The sequence below is a fragment of the Halovenus rubra genome (genome assembly GCF_026586665.1).
Classification (GTDB): domain Archaea; phylum Halobacteriota; class Halobacteria; order Halobacteriales; family Haloarculaceae; genus Halovenus; species Halovenus rubra.
Genome location: NZ_JAODIY010000001.1, coordinates 325,118 through 339,537 on the forward strand (window position 1 = coordinate 325,118; position 14,420 = coordinate 339,537).

Annotated in this window: 12 protein-coding genes; 5 read left to right on the forward strand and 7 right to left on the reverse strand. The window is 59.7% G+C overall.

Annotated features, from left to right (window positions below; genetic code table 11):
* Positions 1 to 2: 2 nt before the first annotated feature.
* Both N5098_RS01575 and aglF read right to left on the reverse strand, forming a co-directional pair.
* Positions 3 to 1,163 carry a sugar phosphate nucleotidyltransferase gene (locus N5098_RS01575; RefSeq protein WP_267635924.1) on the reverse strand — a complete coding sequence of 387 codons (1,161 nt, stop codon included), beginning with the start codon at positions 1,161 to 1,163 and terminating at the stop codon, positions 3 to 5.
* Positions 1,164 to 1,866: 703 nt separating this feature from the next.
* Positions 1,867 to 2,604 (reverse strand): UTP--glucose-1-phosphate uridylyltransferase AglF, encoded by a 738-nt coding sequence (gene aglF, locus N5098_RS01580; protein ID WP_267635926.1) that lies wholly within the window; start codon positions 2,602 to 2,604, stop codon positions 1,867 to 1,869.
* 160 nt (positions 2,605 to 2,764) lie between these two features.
* Between aglF and aglM the strand changes: the two genes are divergently transcribed.
* Positions 2,765 to 4,069 carry a UDP-glucose 6-dehydrogenase AglM gene (gene aglM, locus N5098_RS01585; protein WP_267635927.1) on the forward strand — a complete coding sequence of 435 codons (1,305 nt, stop codon included), beginning with the start codon at positions 2,765 to 2,767 and terminating at the stop codon, positions 4,067 to 4,069.
* A gap of 50 nt (positions 4,070 to 4,119) precedes the next feature.
* Here the strand turns inward: aglM and N5098_RS01590 are convergent, their stop codons facing one another.
* Positions 4,120 to 6,318 (reverse strand): hypothetical protein, encoded by a 2,199-nt coding sequence (locus tag N5098_RS01590; RefSeq protein ID WP_267635928.1) that lies wholly within the window; start codon positions 6,316 to 6,318, stop codon positions 4,120 to 4,122.
* An 85-nt stretch (positions 6,319 to 6,403) separates the two neighbouring features.
* Here N5098_RS01590 and N5098_RS01595 point away from each other — a divergent pair, with 85 nt between their 5' ends.
* From N5098_RS01595 to N5098_RS01605, 3 genes are read left to right on the forward strand one after another with little or no spacing between them, the layout of a single operon-like run.
* Positions 6,404 to 7,882: a DUF58 domain-containing protein gene (locus N5098_RS01595; protein ID WP_267635929.1), complete on the forward strand. Its 1,479-nt coding sequence runs from the start codon at positions 6,404 to 6,406 to the stop codon at positions 7,880 to 7,882.
* Positions 7,879 to 8,472: a DUF8163 family membrane protein gene (locus N5098_RS01600; protein ID WP_267635930.1), complete on the forward strand. Its 594-nt coding sequence runs from the start codon at positions 7,879 to 7,881 to the stop codon at positions 8,470 to 8,472. The genes N5098_RS01595 and N5098_RS01600 overlap by 4 nt, the downstream gene beginning before the upstream one ends.
* Positions 8,462 to 9,367: a DUF7982 domain-containing protein gene (locus tag N5098_RS01605; RefSeq protein ID WP_267635931.1), complete on the forward strand. Its 906-nt coding sequence runs from the start codon at positions 8,462 to 8,464 to the stop codon at positions 9,365 to 9,367. Before N5098_RS01600 ends, N5098_RS01605 begins: the two co-directional genes overlap by 11 nt.
* 3 nt (positions 9,368 to 9,370) lie before the next feature.
* Here the strand turns inward: N5098_RS01605 and N5098_RS01610 are convergent, their stop codons facing one another.
* From N5098_RS01610 to N5098_RS01625, 4 genes are all read right to left on the reverse strand, one after another.
* Positions 9,371 to 10,381, reverse strand: coding sequence for an AAA family ATPase (locus N5098_RS01610; RefSeq protein WP_267635932.1), 1,011 nt, complete (start codon positions 10,379 to 10,381; stop codon positions 9,371 to 9,373).
* The gene (locus tag N5098_RS01615) at positions 10,378 to 11,499 is read right to left on the reverse strand and encodes a DUF4350 domain-containing protein (RefSeq protein ID WP_267635933.1); all 1,122 of its coding nucleotides are present in this window, start codon (positions 11,497 to 11,499) and stop codon (positions 10,378 to 10,380) included. The genes N5098_RS01610 and N5098_RS01615 overlap by 4 nt, the downstream gene beginning before the upstream one ends.
* Positions 11,500 to 11,778: a DUF8044 family membrane protein gene (locus tag N5098_RS01620; protein ID WP_267635934.1), complete on the reverse strand. Its 279-nt coding sequence runs from the start codon at positions 11,776 to 11,778 to the stop codon at positions 11,500 to 11,502.
* Positions 11,779 to 11,847: 69 nt separating this feature from the next.
* Positions 11,848 to 13,155: an RNB domain-containing ribonuclease gene (locus N5098_RS01625; RefSeq protein WP_267635935.1), complete on the reverse strand. Its 1,308-nt coding sequence runs from the start codon at positions 13,153 to 13,155 to the stop codon at positions 11,848 to 11,850.
* Between the two features lie 109 nt (positions 13,156 to 13,264).
* On the opposite strand from N5098_RS01625, the gene N5098_RS01630 reads away from it, so the two are divergent.
* Positions 13,265 to 14,410, forward strand: coding sequence for a sensor histidine kinase (locus tag N5098_RS01630; protein WP_267635936.1), 1,146 nt, complete (start codon positions 13,265 to 13,267; stop codon positions 14,408 to 14,410).
* Positions 14,411 to 14,420: the final 10 nt, after the last annotated feature.

A 14,420-nucleotide genomic window follows, 5' to 3' on the forward strand; every position in this document is an offset into this window, starting at 1 on the left:
TCTTATCCTCTGTAGATGGTTGCGTTCGATTCGATCTGGCCGCCGACGGTGGTCCCGTCCCTGACGGTGACGTCGTCACCGATAACCGTCCCTGGGGAGATGACGGCTCCACCACCGAGACGTGTGTTCGCGCCGATGACACCGCCGAGAGTCACGTCGGTGTGGACCGTCTCCTCGACAGCGACCGTCGCTGTTCCACCGGCAACTGTCGCGTTCGGTCCAATCGTTACGTTCTCGTCGACGATACAGTCACGGACGACGGCCCCGTCATCGATGGTCGCGTCCTGCATGACGACGGCGTTCGAGACGACGGCATTCGTCCCGACGGTAACGTTTGGCCCCAGTGACGTTCCTCGCTTGACCGTCGCGTTCGCGTGGATGGCGGTCCCTTCGCCGATGTGCACACGGTCGGTGACCGTCGCTGACTCGGCGACCTGGCCGTTCTCCGGAGCCTCGTGGGCCGTCACGATAGTGTCGTTGACGAATAGCAAGTCCCACGGGTAGGTGACGTCCAGCCACCGGCCGTGATACTTGACGATGTCGACGGTCGTCTCCGTTGCGAGATGATTGATCGCACTCGGGAGACAAACTTCTCCGTCCGGCGACCGATTGCATTTCTCGATGGCCTCGAATATCGTGTCCGTGAATCGATAGACACCGGCGTTAATAACGGTGGATTGGGACTCGCCGGTCGGTTTCTCGTCGATTCGAACGAGCCCGTCGTCGTCAGTCACAGTGATCCCGTATTCCTGTGCCGGCTCCACACGCGTCACCGAAATGGTTGCAGGCGTCTCCCGCGACTCGGTTTCGCGGACCTCCTCGACGAGATCTGCGTCGATAATCCGGTCACCGTTGAGAACGAGGAACTCATTGTCGACCAGGGATTGGACTTGTTGGACGGCATGTCCTGTTCCGAGTTGAGCGTCCTGAATCGCGTAGGTGATCTCGATATCCCATTTGTCCCCGTTCTCGAAGTAGGTCTGGATTCGTTCGCGCTTGTATCCAACGACAAGCACTACTTCTTCGATCCCCGCTTCAGCCACTGCTTCGACGACGTATTCTAGAACTGGCTTATTTGCGACCGGAATCATTGGCTTGGGCCGTCTGCTAGTCAACGGCTGCAATCGCCGTCCCTCCCCTGCAGCAAGCACTACTGCTTTCATTATCTTTCACTACTCCCCATATTATTTCTATTCGGAGCTAGTTCTGTTACGATAAAGGACCTTCCATTCAGGTGTGTTTAGTTAACTTAACATCTGTTTATCCACACTTGACTATCGGTCACTGGTTAATTAACACACATCTATCAGTAATACGTCTGCCACGTTCTTCTATTAAGATATTAAATCACGAGTGAATGGTAATACGACAGCAATATGCGTATCCAGGCACGCGCCAAGAATCCTGTAGCCGCGATAAAAACATAGTTTGAGTCGCTATGCCGGGAGTCCACGCGGTCAACAAAACATCGTTTCTTTGAGCGACTGGCTCTAAGAAACGGATAGTCTATTGGTGCGATGTTCGACCCTCAAATGGTACTCAGTACTACGAGTAAGCTGCTGTATGGGTGTTCTGAGACTGATGGTCACGAGTTAAGTTCAATGCCACATCGCAGCTCTGCAACATCAAATTCTATCTGTTTTTCCTCGAAGATAACGTCCCACTCTTCTACTGGTTCCTCGATTGTCATTGCAACGTGACGCTACGATACTGCAGGGCGTTGTTAGAAACCATGTAACACAAATACCGCCCTTGTTGAGCAACAGTCCCTGTCAGACCGCCGCTCAGCTTTCGCGGTTTAGCCTTTTTCGAGACTCAGTAACTGGCGTACCATAGACTACGATAATTTGCGGTCATGTAACAGATTTAATCAGCCTCTGCCTCGACCGACTCGTCACCCTCCAATCGCCGCTCGGCCTCGTCACGGTCTTCCGGGTAGCCTACGTCGACGCGCCACCCTTCCAGCCCAATCGCATCGATAGTCCGCCCGGACTGCAACAACAGGTCAACCGCATCGGATAGCTCGTACTCCTCGCGACCCGACGGTTGCACCAGATGACAGGCGTGGAAGATGGCGGGCGTGAACGTATAGAAGCCGGTCATCACGAGGTTCGACGGTGGGTCCTCGGGCTTTTCGAGGACTTCGATAATTTCGCCGTACTTGTTGGTGTCACAGACCCCGTAGCGACTGGCCTCCTCCCAGGGAACTTCCTCGACCAGAAACGCGGCGTCCGCGCGGTCCTCGCGGTGGCGACGCACCACGTCTTCCAGATTCGCCTGGAAGATATTATCTCCGAGCATCAGCATGAAGTCGTCGTCAACGTGGTCCTCGACGGTCAACAGCGCGTGGGCTAGCCCATCTTGCTCACGCTGGTGAGTGTACGTAATCGGCACTCCTTCGAACTCGTCGCCGTAGTGTTCGATAATCGTCTCTTTCATGTAGCCGACGACGACGACCAACTGCTCGGCACCGTGTTCGACGAGTTGCTCGAAACAGTGGGTGAGAATTGGCTTATCCGCGACTTCGACCATCCCTTTGGGTTTGTCTTCGGTCAGCGGGCGGAGTCGGGTTCCTTCTCCCGCAGCGAGTACGACAGCGTCCATGTGTACATATACTGCTTGAGTGAGTAAAATAAGCGTTGGGATGAACGCAGTGGCTATGGTCGTTTTCTTGCCGTTCTTAGCCAGCCTCACGATAGACACACCATCCCCGCTCCAACCACTAATACTGACGTTTAACAACTCGCGGGTAGTCACCACCAGTATGAACGTCAGCATCGTCGGCTCGGGCTACGTCGGGACGACAGTTGCGGCCTGTCTCGCTGACGCTGGCCACCGCGTCACGAACGTCGACATCGACGATTCGATTGTTAAAGCTATCAATGACGGGGAGTCGCCTATCCACGAACCGGGGCTCGCCGACCTTCTCGCAGAACACGGCGGACACGGGGTCATTGCGACAACTGACTACGAGGACATCCTCGATACGGACCTCACGCTACTCGCTCTCCCGACCCCCTCAAACGAGGACGGAAGTATCGACACTTCTATTCTCGAAGCCGCCGCCGAAAGCCTCGGCGAGACTCTCGCCGGAAAAGACGACTCCCATGTCGTCGTGGTCAAGAGCACGACTGTCCCGGGCGTCGTTGAGGAACGCATCGCTCCGACCATCGCCGAGGCCGCCGATGCCGAACTCGGCGTGGACATCCACGTCGCGACTAACCCCGAGTTTCTCCGAGAGGGCAGTGCCGTCGAAGATTTCCGCTCGCCGGACAGAATCGTCATCGGGACGGACTCTGAGTTGGCAGGCAAGCGCCTCGACACGCTGTACGACCCGGTCATTGCGGCCGCCGAGGATGACGTTCCACTCGTCCACACGGGGACCCGTGAAGCCATGATGATAAAGTACGCGAGCAACGCCTTCCTCGCCGCGAAGGTCAGCCTCATCAACGAACTCGGCGTCATCTGCAAGGCCTACGGTGTCGACAGCTACGAAGTCGCCGAGGCGCTGGGGTTTGATGACCGCATCGGCGCGAAGTTCCTTCGTTCCGGAGTCGGCTGGGGGGGTAGTTGCTTCCCGAAAGACACCGATGCGCTCGTCGCGGCCGCCCGCGACCGGGGAATCGACCCCATGGTCCTCGACGCTGTCAAAGAGCGTAACGACAGCCAACCAGCCCATCTCCTCGCCCTGCTTGACGAGCACGTCGACGTGGCAGGCAAGCGTGTTGCCGTGCTGGGTCTGTCGTTCAAACCCGGCACCGACGATACGCGTAACTCCCGAGCAGTTCCGGTTATCGAGAAGCTCCGAGACCGTGGCGCAGACATTATCGCCTACGACCCTGTCGCAGTCAAGGATATGCGCGAACGCTACCCTGAGGTCGAGTTTACAGCAGCAGACTCCGCTGGTGAGGCACTGGACGGTGCACACGCCGCACTCGTCGTGACAGAGTGGGATGAGTTCGCAGCACTCGACGAGGAGTTCGACCGGATGGCAGAGCCTATCGTCGTTGACGGTCGTCGTATCATCTCTCGCCGGGACGGCATCGTCTATGAAGGAATTACCTGGTAGTCGCCGAGCCGGGTTGGTTCATCCTTCGCTTTCGCTCTTGGCGTTCGGGGTCACGCTTTTTCTTCGCTTGGCGTCACTCCGCCGTCGGTCCGGGCACACAGTCGCCGGGCGCGCTCGACGGTCCGCGCCGCCTCGTCGACTTGCACCGTGCCCGGGCTGTACACCGCCCGCTCGTATGTCTCGGTGAGGTCCCGGAGCGCGTCTTCGGTGTCGGACTCGCCGGTCTCCTCGCTTTTGTCTCCGGCGTCAAGATATGCCCGATAGAACTCCCAGTGTGTAAGCGCCTGCCCGGTGTCTATCGTGGCTTCAAACTGTCGGCGGACCGCCGAATAGCTGGCCTCGATGGCGGATTCGGCGTCGCCGGATTCAAGCTGCGTCGTCGCGTGGTCGAACAGCGAGTCAAGTACGTTCGTCTCGCGCTCTGCCGACGGTTCCGGGTCACGAATCGTCCCATCGCCGCCCGGACCATCGTTATCAGGTCGCCGAGACAACCGGGCCGCTATCAGTACCAGTCCAAGCACACCTGCCCCCAGTACTGCCCCGGCCAGAAGGGCGTTTTCACCAACCACATTGAGTAGGGACGTGTCGTCGACAAGCGACCCACTACCACCCGGCCCACCACTACCACCCGGCTCATTGGGACCGGCGACCAATTCGAGCGTCACAATCGTGTCAGCTTGTGATGGACGGAGGTTCGACCCTGTGCCGTCGAACGTCGTCCCTACTTGTACCTTCTCGCCGCCTTCGTCTGGCATGATTGGGTGTATCGTGGCGAAGCTGCCGTCGCTCTGGGTCCGCACGGTCCCGATGCGCTCACCGTCGAGCGTGATATCGACCGACTGTCCGCCGACTCCGAGGCCGTCGCTGGTCGTGAGTGCACCATTCACCTGCAGCGCGCTCCCGTTGAGTTGGGTGGCAGTCACCGACAGTGACGTGTTGGTCTCTTCGATGACAACCGTCTGTGTCTCCTCAACGCCTGCGAGCGCCCGCTCCGCGAAGGGAAGCGAAACCGACAGCTCCTGTTCACCCGCGGGCACGCTCGCTGGTATTTCGATGGCGCGCTCGAACGACCCATCGCTGACTGGTATCGTCCCGAGTCTCTCCCCGCCGAGCGTGACCGCAATTGGAACGCCATCGACGGGTATTCCCTCGACACTGAGGTCGCCGCTGACAGTCACCGTCTCACCGAAGCTAACTCGCTCTGGAACGGATTGTACGTCCAGCGTCGGCTCGACCTGCATCACGGTGACGTCTACGTTGGTCTCGTCTCCTAGGTAGATAGAGTTTGGCTCGGGAACGTATGCAACCGGCAACGTATCCGTGGACAGCGGCAGGTCGGTTGGCCGGTGTTCAAGACTGAACTCGCCGTCCGGCCCCGTCTCGACTCTGTGTGTTTTGTTGCCGACTGTCAGCCGTATCTCCTCGTCGGCGAGCGGTTCGCCGTCGACAGTCTGTATCTGTCCTGTCAGCACTGCCGGATCAAGAAAGGAGAGACGTTCGTTCGCGATGTCGACCGACAGTTCGGTACTCTCAAATACCCGCGTGGCAATCTCGCTTGCTTCTGCTGTGCTCTCGTTCTGGAGTTGCTCGACTGTTGTCTGCACTTCCGAGAGATCCTCTCCGGTAATCGATTCAACGCCAGCGAGCAACTCTTTGAGGTCGGCACTGACGTCTTCGATTCGATCGGCGAGGGCGACCAGTTCGCGGGCGAGTTCGCGGGCGCGCTCGGTGTTCCCGTTTTCGACGGCTTCTTCGTATGCGGCCCGCGTCTCCTCGAACTCTTGGCGGAGGTCGATGAGTTCCTCTTCTTTGTCGCGGGCGCTCCGCAGTGTCTCCTCTTTTTCCTCGGCGGTCGTGTTGCCGGCGTCACCAGCGACTTCGATGAACTGTTCGAGCCGTTTGTCGTAGTCGTCACCGAGCACATTACGCGCGAGTTCGTACTGCCCCTCGCTAATCTGAATTGCCCCTCCACCCAGTTTGTCAGCTAACCGGCCCGACAGCCACGACCCAAGGGCCCCTTCGTCGCCCTCCCCGTCGCGGTCGTCGGGATTCCGGTGGCGCTCGGTCTCGTTGCCACTCCCGTCCGTATCGTTGAGTTGGAGGACAGCACTGCTTGGCCCAGGCAGGTCAGCCGACTGCTCCCCCGCTGTGTCTGTCTCCGTCGCCATCCCACTGTCGCCGCTACCCACCATCGGGAACCCGGCGACCATCACGGCAATCACGAGGCTAGCAACGACGAGGCGTTTCACATCCACAGAGAGCAGGTGTCAGGTCAAAAATCTGTCTCCTGATACCAACCAATACATTCAACAGTACGCCGAAAAATCACAGCATATGAAAGCCACGCGCCGGCTATGGGGGATTGCAGGGCTTGGTGCTGTACTCGCTGCCCTGGCGACGGTTCTCGGTCGCGCGTTCCCTCTCCTTGGAACGGTCTTTCTGAGCGCGTGGGTTCTCTCGCGGCAGTACCTGTTCTCTCGGGCGACCACCGGGCTCGTTTCGGCGCTCTCAGTGAATCAGGTGCCGGCGCGCACGCTAGTCCGGACCGACGAGACGACGACTGTCACGCTGAGTGCCACAGTCGACCGGCCGTCGAAACTCGCCTGTTTTATCCGGACTGGCCTGCCAGCCGCAACCGACGGTAAGGACGGAACTGTCGAGCTTGATCCGGGAGAGACGGCTGCCGAGACGACCGTCGACGTGCGCTGGCCGGTTGCCGGTCGCCACGAGTTTAGCCAGGCACACGTCACCGTCTCGGATGGCCTTTTCGAACAGACCGTTCCCGTCGGTGAGACAACAGCAGTGACAGTCCAGCCCCGCGGGCCGCGAAACGTCCACGTCGGCGAGGGGGGCGACCAGGCGCTGCTTGCCTACGGGGAACACGCCGCCGACCACCCGGGTTCGGGCGTCGAGCCAGCGGAACTGCGTGAGTACCTCCCGGGTGACTCGGCCAGCCGTATCGACTGGAACGCGACCGCCCGCCTCGACTCGCCGTATGTCCGTGAGTACGAAGCCGAAACCGATCAAGAAACGCTGCTGGTCGTCGACCACCGAAGCGCACTCGCGGCCGGCCCACCCGCAGAGACGAAATTAGCGTACCTCCGGGAGGTCGCCCTCGCGCTCGCCGACAGCGCAAAGCGACTCGACGACCCGCTTGGCATGGTATCGGTCGGCGACGAGGGCATCACCTCGCGGTTCGAACCGACGACGACGCCCAGCCACTACAACGCGATTCGTCGCACACTGTTAGACCTCGAACCCACTACAGACGCGCAGGCTGACCCGGTCAGCGATGGCTCCGTGACACTCGGAGGGCTCTCCCAGGTGAGTACTGTCCAGCGACCAATGGACGGTGCCCGACAGTCTCTCGTCGCACTCGAAGCTGGAGACGACCAGTTTAGCACAACGCTCCAGCCGTTCTACGATAGCCAGCAGTATTATCGGACACACTTGACGGACCAACCGCTGCTGGGTGCCGTACGGACGACACTCGCCAGGCGGTCTGGCCAGCAGGTTTCCATCATCTGTACCGACGATTCGGACCCACGGGAACTCCGCGAGACGGCGACGCTGGCGGCCCGAAACGGGGGGCAGGTGCTGCTCTTACTCGCGCCGACGGTGCTCTATGAAACCGGAACTGTCCGAGACCTCGAAGCCCGCTACGAGCGCTACGTTGCCTTCGAGGAACTCCGGCGCGAACTCTCACACCTCGACCGTGTCACGGCCCTCGAAGTTGGACCGGGTGACCGGCTTGGTGCCGTCCTCGCTGCGGGTGGCACACAGCGTTCACCGGCCGGAGGTGGGCGCTCGTGAGCACTCCTCGCGAGCAATCGGACTCTGCGTCGACCCGACAGCCCGACAGCCGCCTTCCCCCGGTCTGGGGCGAGGACACGCAACTGGTGCCCGTGGCCGGCGGCCACACATGGCTGTCAGCGTTAGCCTGTCTCCTGTTTGTCGCCGCGCTATCGTTCCTTGCTGGCCCTGTTGGAGCGCTTGCCGGCATCGTCACCGCTGGCGTCTGGTATCTCCTCGGGTCGCCGTATGCCTTCGCGGCCGGGACAGTTCTGGCGGCCCCAACGGTGCCATCGCCGGTGACACTGTTGACGGTCACGCTCGTCGGTACACCTCTGCTCGTGCTGGTGCTCGCGCCTGTCGCGACCACGCCATATCCGACAGGATTCGCTGCCGTTGTCCTCGTCACGACCGGGTTACTTGCCGGGGGCATCTGGCTCCTCGCCGAGGCGTTGCCCATCTGGCTCCTCGCGCCCACCGTGTTGGGTATGCTTGGCGTGGCATCCTACGCGGGACACCGATTCCTGCTTCTCCAACTCGGACTGGTGGACGATGGTACAGATGTTTCGACTGGAACTGACCCAACGACGATGATAGATAATGACAGCTGACGAGAGCGAACCAATTGACGCGTCGACAACCACTCCAGAGAATAGCAGTACCACTGAGACAGTCCCCGCCCAAGAGGACAACCTCGACCTCGCCGCACGTGTCGAGCTTCTAGAGGAGGAAAACCGCCGGCTGCGGACCGAGTACGCACGCGCTAGACAGTCAAAGTACCGCCGCACTGCCTATGGGCTGTTTGCTGTCGGAGCTCTCACACTGACTCTCGGCGTTCTCTTCTCGGAGGGGCAGGAGGTTCTGTTCGCACTCGGTGCGACCGGACTCTTTGGTGGTGTCCTCACGCTGTATCTGACACCTTCCCGGTTTGTCGCCGCGGACGTAACCGAGCGAGTCTACACCGCGGTGGCCGCGAACTACGCGGCGCTGGTCGAGAGTCTTGGACTCACCGAAACTGCAGTCTATCTCCCTGGTGAAAGCCGGGCCGCACATCTCTACGTGCCACAGTCTCCCGAGTACGACATTCCATCCCTCGAAGACGGCCCGTTCGTGACGGCACCCGACAGCAGGGGATTCCTGCTCGAAGCCACGGGGGCGTTGCTGTTTGAGGAGTTCGAGCGGGCATCAAGCGGGCCGGTCGCGACACAACCCGGGGAACTCGCTACACAGCTAGCCGAGGCTGTTGTCGAACAGTTCGAACTCGCCGATGCCATCAACGCAGAGCGTGACCCAACCGGCGGCCGGCTCACGTTCCGGGTGACGGGCAGCACGCTTGGCGACCTCGACCGGCTCGATCATCCGTTGACATCCTTCCTCGCTGCCGGCTGCACGGTGGCTCTTGACCGACCAGTCACGCTGGACGTGGACACAACAGACGAGCGGGCAGACTGGCTTGTTACGCTCCGCTGGGATGACGAGACAGAACAGGAAAACACCGGCCGCTGAGAATCAATCGAGGCTGAGTTCCTCGGCCCCGGCACCCGACGGCTCGACATTTTGGAGGATGTCAGCCACGACGTCGGCCGGGGAGACATCGCTGAGGTCGGCTTCGGTGTTCAAGACGAGACGGTGTGCGAGAATCGGTTCCGCGAGTGTCTTGATATCGTCCGGGATGACGTACTCCCGGCCATGGATTGTGGCCCGCGCTTTCGCGGAGTTAAGGAAAGCAAGCGTCGCGCGCGGCGAACTACCGTGTGAGATGTCTGGATGGGTTCGCGTCTCCTCGACAATATCGAGGATGTACTCGACCACTGGTGAGGCGACGTGTACGTCTTTGACCGCCTCCCGTGCAGCGAGTACTGCCTGTTTATCGACGACCTGTGTCACGCGACCAGGGCCCAGCTCCGGGTCGTCGTCAAAGCGGTTGGCGAGTTCCCGCTCTACGTCCCGGTCGGGCAGGTCGATAGTCAACTTGAGTTGAAACCGGTCGCGCTGGGCTTCGGGGAGTTCGAACGTCCCCTCCATCTCGATTGGGTTCTGTGTGGCGATGACCATGAACGGCTCGGGCAGAGAGAGCGTCTCGCCGCGAATCGTGACGCTGCGTTCTTGCATCGCCTCCAGCAGTGCACTCTGGGTCTTGGGCGTCGCCCGATTGATTTCGTCGGCGACGACAACGTTCGAGAACACCGGGCCTCGCTGAAGTTCGAACTCTCCGGTGTGTTCGCGGTAGACGTACGTACCGGTGATGTCCGCCGGGAGGATATCGGGCGTCATCTGAACGCGGCTGTAGTCGAGACCTGAAACTTGAGCGAACAGGTTCGCCAGCGTTGTCTTTGCGACGCCGGGCACCCCTTCGAGCAGGATATGTCCCTGGGTCAACAGCCCGACCATGAGATGTTCGACAGCTCCCTCGTTCCCGACGAGAACTCGCTGCATCTCTGCTGAAACTGTCTCATACAACATCTTGGGGTCGCCGTCCCCGGTTCGCTGTCCGCCCGTGGTTGCGTCCTCCCGACTCATTCTCGTTTACTCTCTTGCTCGGTGGTGCGGTTAAATGCTGTCACTATGCGATTGATTCGCTCCTCGTCCCAGTCGGGGTGCTGGCGTCGCAGGTATCGTGCCCGCTCGTCGGCACTCATCATCTGTCCGTCCGGGTCGGACCGTAGCCCGACTCGGCGTCGGACTTGCTGCCAGCCCGCAGTCCCCGTCAGCCGTCGCCCGAGGCGACGGAACTGCCCGCGAGACGCCGCGACGACGGCAGCGATGGCGACCCCTCCGAGGAGTACCTGCAACAGCGGTGTCTCACGAATGACCAGGAGCGTACTCGTCAGCGGCGGCACGCTCTCGTGATGAGAGAGGTCAAAGACCACACGGTCGCTATCGGCGTACAGTTGTTCGAGGAAGACAGCGTTGTCTGACTCCCCAAGCATCGCGTTGATGGTGATGCTCGGGTCGCCCACCGCCACCACGTCGCCGGCACCGACTGACTCGATTGTCGCAACGGGATAACTCGCCAGTTCGTCCTCGTCGTCGAGTTCTGCGTCCGGTTCCTCGGCCAGATACGCAAACTCGCTGGTCCCAACAAGAACAGTCGCATTGCCCGGCTCGACGGCGGTCGCAAGGTTCAATGTCAGGCGGTCGACCCCCTCTGTGAGGGTGTGGTTCTCAACGGTCGTCGCCACGGGCATCTCGGGGCCCCGGAAGTAGTGCTGTTCATCCCGGAACACCCGGCCGTCGAAGCGGGCCTCGGCATCAATGTCTGAAAGCAGTGCGTTCCCGCTAGTCTCAAAGTTCTCGAAGACGACGACCGTGCCACCTCGCTCGGCGAACTGGCGAACCGCCGCGGCGGCCTGGTCGTCGTACTCCTCATCAGGTGCGATGACGAACGCGACCGCCTTATCCGGGTCGAGGTCTCCGTACTCGGCCGTGTCAGTGAGGAGGTCGAGGTTCCGGTCGGCGCCGATTTCCTCACGGAGGTCGCTCGTTCCCTCCCAAGTGGGGTTGTACAGCCCGAAAGCCGTCGTCGAGACGGTCGCCAGCACCACCAGTGCGACGAGTACGGTACAGCCAAGCGCAGCCAGCAACGCGCGCGGGAGGCTAACGTTCCAGCCCTCCGGGAGCCACGATGCCCGGGCCATCTATCCGAACACCCCCGGGGGAAGGATTTCGAGAATCCGTCGAATCACGACGTAGGTGAACCCGGCGAGTCCGAGCAGAATAACCCATCGCAACCGCCGTCGCCACGTGGGCGTAATCGAGACAGGAGCGGTCAGCTCTGTGACAATAAGAAAGCCAAGTAGCGCCACGACGAAAAACAGCTCGTAAGACAGTGAGCCAAGCAGGGCCAGCACCAGCACTGTCGCCACCATCCAGGCGACCTGTCCGTGGACGAACCGCATCCGGCGTGACGTTCCCATCGTTGTATCGTACCTCTAGATTCCTGTCGGTGTCAAACGAGCCGCGAGTTGTATCTCTTTCGCCCTCGACTACTCTTCGACCACTTCGATGCCACGGTTGTTTACTGCATCTGGACTAAGCCCAATTTCTTCAAGGAAGTCGCGGTACTCACGCTCGCAGGATTCGGCAGCCTGCTGGCGGTCAGAGGCATGGTCACACAGAGCTGGCAGTTCCTCGAACTGCTCGTTTGTGTAGACAATCCAATGGTTTATCAGGTCCGAAAGCCGCCGGATTGGCGACGTGAAGTGCCCATAAATCTCGAAGTTCAACGCGTGGTGGCCGCCAAATGGGTCGTTCATGTACTTTGCCCGGGGCATTACCTTCATGACGGCCCACTGAATCTTGTCTAGTTGTCGTTTGGGAGCCTCTTCTAGAGTCGCGTTGACTGCCTTGCGTGGTTCGTCCCACTTGTCGCCGGGAACCGAGACGCCATCGAGTTCTTGAATCTCTTTGAGTGCTTCGCTCCACTCGTCGGGGCTGGGTTGTGGATGGACACGGTACATCGCCTCGACACCGCGGTCCCACATCAACTCGTGAGTGACTGCTTTGTTCGCTTTCAGCATACACTCCTCGATGATAGTGTGGGCACGGTCGCGCTGTGGGTTCAACACAAGTGACCCTTCCTCCTTACGTGCCTCGTGCATGCGCTGGGCAAGCGTCGAGACGAGTTCGTTGCGCTCTGGAAGGTCCACATCGGTATCTTCGAGGAACTCTTTGGCAACCGTGGGGTCGTCCAGAATGTTCTCACAGTCAGTATAGGTCAAGCGGGCGTTGCTCCGGATGACCGATTTGTAGATATCGATTGTTTCGTAGCCAAGTGTCTCCTTGTCGAGGTGCATCTCGACAGTGTGTGCAAGGCGGTCCTCATGTGGGACCAGCGAGCAGACAGTCTCGGCCAGAATTGGTGGGAGCATGTGAATCGTATACCCCGGCAGATAGATGGTATTGCCACGTGTGTTTGCTTCGTCCCACATCGCAGTGTCGGGTGAGACATAGTGTGTCACGTCGGCAATGTGGACCCAGAGGACGTACTCGTCGTCGCGCTCCTCGACCGAGAGTGCATCGTCGAAGTCCTGTGCGTCGACAGGGTCTGTCGTCCACGTCGTCAGGTCTCGCAGGTCTTCTCTCTCGTCGAGTTCATCCTCAATCTGCTGTTGGATGTTTTCGGTGCGCTCCTTTGCTTCCTCCATTACTTCCGGTGGAAATTCGTCGGGGAGTTCGAACTTCTCTAAGAGTTCGTCACGCTTATTCTCGATGTGTCGTGCCATCTCTTCGTCGATTTCGACCGGCCCTTGCCCCTCGACTGTGCCGGCTACGTCCTGTTCGGGGTCGCTCATGACACGAGCTATGAGCGACCGGTAGTTAGGCGTGTCGGCATCCAGTATGCCAACTTCTTGGGGAATGCACACAAGGTTGAAGCGTACGCGTCGCCATAGTGGTACGATAATGACCAACGTGGGTGGTGATAAAAACAAGTCACGAATCACTCGCCTGCACAAGGTTGCGGCTGAGCTTCAGGCAGCCACCGAGCACGACGAGGTCTATGACACAGTCATTGAAGCCGCCGTCGAGATTCTTGGCTTTGATTGGTGTGCGGTCGGCGTTCCGGACGACGGCTGGCTTTGCGCCCAAAGCGTCTCCGAAGCAGGCCCACTCGAAAAAGACGAACGCCTCTTGCGAACAGATGAGGGCGTCGCCGGAAAAACGTATCAGGAACAAAAAAGTGTCATACTGGTAGACGGAGAAGAACACGATACAGCGAAACCGGTCTATGATCGCATCACCTCCGGACTCTCAGTACCGCTTGGTAAATGGGGCATCTTTCAGGGAATCGCCGAAGAGCGTGCTGTGTTTGAATCAGAGGACCGTGAAGCAGCGGAGTTACTAGCATCCCACGCGACGGCCGCTCTCAACCGCATTGAGCACGAACAGACCCTACAAAAGAAAAACGATAGACTCGAAAAGTTTGCCAGCGTCGTGAGTCATGACCTCCGTAGCCCACTGACTGTTGCCGAGTTGCGTCTCGAAATGCTTCGTCAGGAGTGTGACAGCGAATATATCGATGATATCGACCAAGCACTCGACCGAATGGACCAGTTACTCGAGAACCTACTTTCGCTTGCCCGCGCGGGCGAGGCGGTTCGCGACCCTGAACCGGTCGAACTGGCTCGCGTCGCGAAGAACTGCTGGGAGACGCTTGAATCCGGGAGAGACACGCTCACTGTTGATGCTGACCTGATACTCCTGGCTGATGCGATTCAGGTTCGCCAACTCCTCGAAAACCTTCTCAAAAACGCTATGGAACACGGCTCGAATGCGCCAGAAGAGGAACACCAAGACGACAATACGGCTGTCCGGATTACTATCGGGACGCTTGACAATGGGTTCTACATTGCAGACGATGGGACGGGAATCCCGCCGGAGAAACGCGACGACGTCTTCGAGTCCGGCTACTCCACTGATACGGATGGCACCGGCTTTGGACTTTCAATTGTGATGGATATCGTTGAGGCTCACGGCTGGGATATCGCTGTCACTGAGAGTGTTGATGGCGGCGCACGCTTTGAAATCACGGGTGTTGACACTGACTGACATCTTTCTT

What these genes read in the sequence shown, in the direction of transcription:
- N5098_RS01575 (WP_267635924.1), bottom strand. Translation starts at nt 1,163, where the DNA reads ATGAAAGCAGTAGTGCTTGCTGCAGGGGAGGGACGGCGATTGCAGCCG.
- aglF (WP_267635926.1), bottom strand. Translation starts at nt 2,604, where the DNA reads ATGGACGCTGTCGTACTCGCTGCGGGAGAAGGAACCCGACTCCGCCCG.
- aglM (WP_267635927.1), top strand. Translation starts at nt 2,765, where the DNA reads ATGAACGTCAGCATCGTCGGCTCGGGCTACGTCGGGACGACAGTTGCG.
- N5098_RS01595 (WP_267635929.1), top strand. Translation starts at nt 6,404, where the DNA reads ATGAAAGCCACGCGCCGGCTATGGGGGATTGCAGGGCTTGGTGCTGTA.
- N5098_RS01605 (WP_267635931.1), top strand. Translation starts at nt 8,462, where the DNA reads ATGACAGCTGACGAGAGCGAACCAATTGACGCGTCGACAACCACTCCA.
- N5098_RS01610 (WP_267635932.1), bottom strand. Translation starts at nt 10,381, where the DNA reads ATGAGTCGGGAGGACGCAACCACGGGCGGACAGCGAACCGGGGACGGC.
- N5098_RS01615 (WP_267635933.1), bottom strand. Translation starts at nt 11,499, where the DNA reads ATGGCCCGGGCATCGTGGCTCCCGGAGGGCTGGAACGTTAGCCTCCCG.
- N5098_RS01620 (WP_267635934.1), bottom strand. Translation starts at nt 11,778, where the DNA reads ATGGGAACGTCACGCCGGATGCGGTTCGTCCACGGACAGGTCGCCTGG.
- N5098_RS01625 (WP_267635935.1), bottom strand. Translation starts at nt 13,155, where the DNA reads ATGAGCGACCCCGAACAGGACGTAGCCGGCACAGTCGAGGGGCAAGGG.
- N5098_RS01630 (WP_267635936.1), top strand. Translation starts at nt 13,265, where the DNA reads ATGACCAACGTGGGTGGTGATAAAAACAAGTCACGAATCACTCGCCTG.